This is a genomic window from Polaribacter marinus (genome assembly GCF_022662535.1).
GTDB lineage: Bacteria > Bacteroidota > Bacteroidia > Flavobacteriales > Flavobacteriaceae > Polaribacter > Polaribacter marinus.
The window spans coordinates 1-3,838 of the sequence record NZ_JAKQYM010000037.1 but is presented as its reverse complement, the minus strand read 5'-3'; the positions used below and the strand labels follow the sequence as shown (position 1 = coordinate 3,838).

The following is a 3,838-nucleotide window of genomic DNA, read 5'->3' as shown; positions in this document are numbered from 1 at the left end:
ACTTTTCTTGTTAATATTAATTTTAAATGTAATTAATTCTAACAAAGTATTTAACACTTGACAAACATAGGATGACACACGTCGTTGCGAACTTAGTGAAGCAATCTGTTTATAAAAATAAAAGTGTAGATTGATGTATCTTTTCTTTTTTTAATGAAGTTAAGATTATTAATATTTTTATAAGTGATCTACAAAATACATATTAATTTTACCTTTTCCCTTTGCTTCAATTGCGCCTCTAGATTCAAAGAAAAACTCTTTATTGTCTTTTAAAATGTTGAAGGTTGATTCGCTAATATTTACTCTACCTACAGCTCCAGAACTTTCCATTCTACTTGCTACATTAACAGCATCTCCCCAAATATCATAGGCAAATTTCTTTGTTCCAACAACCCCAGCAACAACAGAACCAGAGTTGATCCCTACTCTAATGGCTAGTTTTGGTTTATCATTTGCCGCATTTAACATTGTTCTATTTACAAAATTAACAATATCTAAAGCTGCCAACGTAATTTTATAAGCATGGTCTTGACTAGGAAATGGTAATCCTGATGCACACATGTATGCATCACCAACCGTTTTAATTTTTTCTAATCCGTGTTTCTCTATAATTTCATCAAATTTAGAAAAGTAAAAGTCAATACTTTTCACCAGTTCTTCTGGAGTTAAATTTTCAGAAAATTGAGTAAAGCCCTTAAAATCCGTAAAAAGAACAGAAACTGATTCGAATCTTTTTGCCCTAACACTTCCATTTTCTTTTAGTTCTTTAGCAGTTTCATCGGGTAAAATATTTTTTAATAAATTATCAGAACGCGTTTTTTCTTTTGCAATAATTTTGTTGTTTTTAAATAGAGAAACACTAATGAACCCAATTAATAAAAGGGCAATACCAATAGCAATAACAATAATTTTTTGAGTTTTATTTTGCTCATTTAATATTTCTGTTTTTGCTTGTTGTTTGGTTAATTCTAGTTTTGCTTTTTCATCTGCAATGGCTAATTTGCTCTTTGTTTCTAAATCTGCCATTGCTTTTACTTTATCTACATTACTAACACTATCTCTATAAATAACATGCTTTTTATATAAATTTAAAGAGTTTTTGTATTGTCCTCTTTTTTCGTAAATTGTAGATAGCTTTAAAAAACCATCACTTATTTGATCTTTAAAACCATATTTTTCTGCAAGATCAAGACTTTTTTGTGAGTATTCTAATGCCTTTTTATTTTGTTTTTTTGCTGCATAAATATCTGACATTGCATTAAGATACACGCATATAGGGTAAAAGTCTTCAATTTCTGTTAGTACTCTTATCGCTTCATTTAGATTTTTTTCAGCTTTAATATTTTCATCTTTTTCTGCGTATACTAGTCCAACATTTCCTAAATTATATGCTTCACCAACTTCTGATTTTGCTGCTTTAAAAAGTCTTTCTGATTCTTTAAAATAATATAAAGCAGAATCTAATTTTTGTTGATTATAATACTCATCTCCTAAGTTTAAGTGAGCAGATGCCAAATTAATGGTATCTAAAGGATTTATTTCTTTTAAAAGTTTAATACTACTTCTATAGTAACTAACGGCATTTTTACTATCTTCCATAATAGAGTAAGCATCTGCAATAGCAATTTTTATACTTGCGTATTCTGAATTTAAATTTTTATCTAGAGCAACTTTAGACGCTTTAAAGTAATGGTCTAAAGCTTCTGTTAAATCTCCATTTAAACGATAAGCATTTCCCATTTGTAAATAGCCAGAATAAATATATTTTGCAGAATCCATTTCTTTCGCAGATTCAATTAATTCTTTACTATAAATAAGAATTTCATCAGTATTGGTTTCTGAAAAGGCTATATCTTCTAATATTTTTAATTTTTGGGCTCTTTGGTAATTGTTTTTTTTAAACTTTATTTTTAAGCTATCGCTTAAACTTTGATCTTGAGAAAAACTTTGAAATGTACATAAAGTAAAAAAGCCCATTAAAAAATAGGCTTTAAATAATTTTGCTTTTGATATTTTACTTAAGTTTCTCACTAAATTGATCAATATTATTAATATTAACGAGTTCTTCTAATTTTAATTTTTGGGTCTATTATAAAGGTCTTTGAATTATCTAAAACACCATTTTCTACTAAGTTGATCTGAATGTCAAATTTTATTTCACTTCCTACAGTAACACCTTCTTTAATCGTAAAACCTGCAATCATTTCTTCACCTTGTTGCGCCCCTGGTATATTTGGAAGATAAATATACTCTAAACCTGTATTCCAGAATTCTAGATCTCCAGAATTATAAATAAAACCTGCATTCCAAGTTGTTGTTGTAGAAGAATTTGTTTTTATAATATAGCTAATCTCATCACCAATAATAGCTTCAGTTGTATAGTTAGCAGCAGATTGTCCATCTTCAAAGCTCACTAAAGAAGTTATATCTGCCCCATCAGGAAGACTTGCTAATGAACTCACGTCCAAAACAGCTTCTACCTCTATCTCTTTTGGTGTAGTGTTATTGTCATTTGATGAAGCACATCCTAAAAAAAAAGATACAGATAAATAAACTAATCCTATTTTTAAATTTTTCATATTCTTTATATATTTTTTGTTCGGTCAAATATAAGTAATTATTTAAAAGTCACAAGTCTATATTAAAAGTGATGTTTATATATTGTTTAAAGTTTCTTTTTTCGAGCAGTAATAAAATAAACTCCAGTTAATAGAATTATTGAGGCTATAATAGATTGAATTGTTAATTCTTCCTCTAAAAAATACCAACCTAATAATAAGGCAATTACCGGGTTTACATACGCAGATGTTGCTACTTTTTCTGTTGATACAACTTTTAGTAAATAATTAAAAGCAGTAAAAGCAATGATTCCGCCAAAGACAATTAATAAAAGCATGGACATTTGTACATTAGTACTCCAATTGGTTGGATTGCTCCAAGTTTCTTTAAAACAAATACTAGATAAAGCTAATAGTACACCCGCAATAATCATTTGATAGGCTGTACTCACAAAAAAGCTTTTAGGTAAATCGGCTTTAGAAACAAAAACACTTCCATAACTCCAACTTAAAACACAGGTAAGGATCATAAAAATTCCTAAAAGCGCTTGGTCTGAATTTAAAAATTCGTTTTGACTGACTAAAAGGTACATCCCCAAAATACCTAAGGCTATACCAATCATCGATTTTTTCTTCATTGGTTTTCTGTCAATAATTCTCATCAGCAATAAAACAAAAAGCGGTTGTGTAGATGCTATTAATGCCCCAAAACCACTATCTACATATTTTAAAGCCCAAACAAAAACTCCATTTCCGTAGACTAAAAAGAAAAAGCTAGCTAAAAAAGAATTTAGCAGTTGTTTTTTAGTGATAACAAGGCTTAAATTCATCAATTTAGCAATGATAAAAATTAGAATACCTGCAAATGAAAATCTAATAGAAGCTAAAAAAAACGGAGGCAATTCTGTGACAGCAATCTTATTTAATAAATAAGTAGACCCCCAAATAACATAGATGGCAAAGAAAGCAAGTATTATTAATACTTTAGGTTTTTGTGTACTCATAACTTATCAATTAGCCTGCGAATTTACTATTAAAATTGAAATAAGTATTTTGATTCTATTAAAAATTAGATGAATAAATTATTATATTTGAAAACTATCAATTTACATTTTTATGGAAAACGAAACATTTGATAAAGCAAGAGTCATCAGTTTTAGTGATGCTGTATTTTCAATTGCGATGACATTGCTTGTTCTTGAAGTTGTCATCCTATGTTTGTCAAGTGTTAAATACTTTGTTAGAATTAATTACATTTAAAATTAATATTAACAAGAAAA

General features: G+C 28.4%; 4 protein-coding genes. 1 reads left to right on the top strand and 3 read right to left on the bottom strand.

What is annotated here, in order from left to right:
• Positions 1-177: 177 nt before the first annotated feature.
• The 3 genes from MC378_RS15190 to MC378_RS15180 form a co-directional block, all read right to left on the bottom strand.
• Entirely contained in the window at positions 178-1,977 is a 1,800-nt protein-coding gene (locus MC378_RS15190; RefSeq protein ID WP_242179673.1) for an adenylate/guanylate cyclase domain-containing protein, read from the bottom strand.
• Between the two features lie 77 nt (positions 1,978-2,054).
• Complete coding sequence (locus MC378_RS15185; RefSeq protein ID WP_242179672.1) at positions 2,055-2,579, bottom strand: hypothetical protein; 525 nt, start codon at positions 2,577-2,579, stop codon at positions 2,055-2,057.
• A gap of 86 nt (positions 2,580-2,665) precedes the next feature.
• Complete coding sequence (locus MC378_RS15180) at positions 2,666-3,562, bottom strand: EamA family transporter (protein WP_242179671.1); 897 nt, start codon at positions 3,560-3,562, stop codon at positions 2,666-2,668.
• Between the two features lie 112 nt (positions 3,563-3,674).
• On the opposite strand from MC378_RS15180, the gene MC378_RS15175 reads away from it, so the two are divergent.
• Positions 3,675-3,818: a TMEM175 family protein gene (locus MC378_RS15175; protein ID WP_242179670.1), complete on the top strand. Its 144-nt coding sequence runs from the start codon at positions 3,675-3,677 to the stop codon at positions 3,816-3,818.
• Positions 3,819-3,838: the final 20 nt, after the last annotated feature.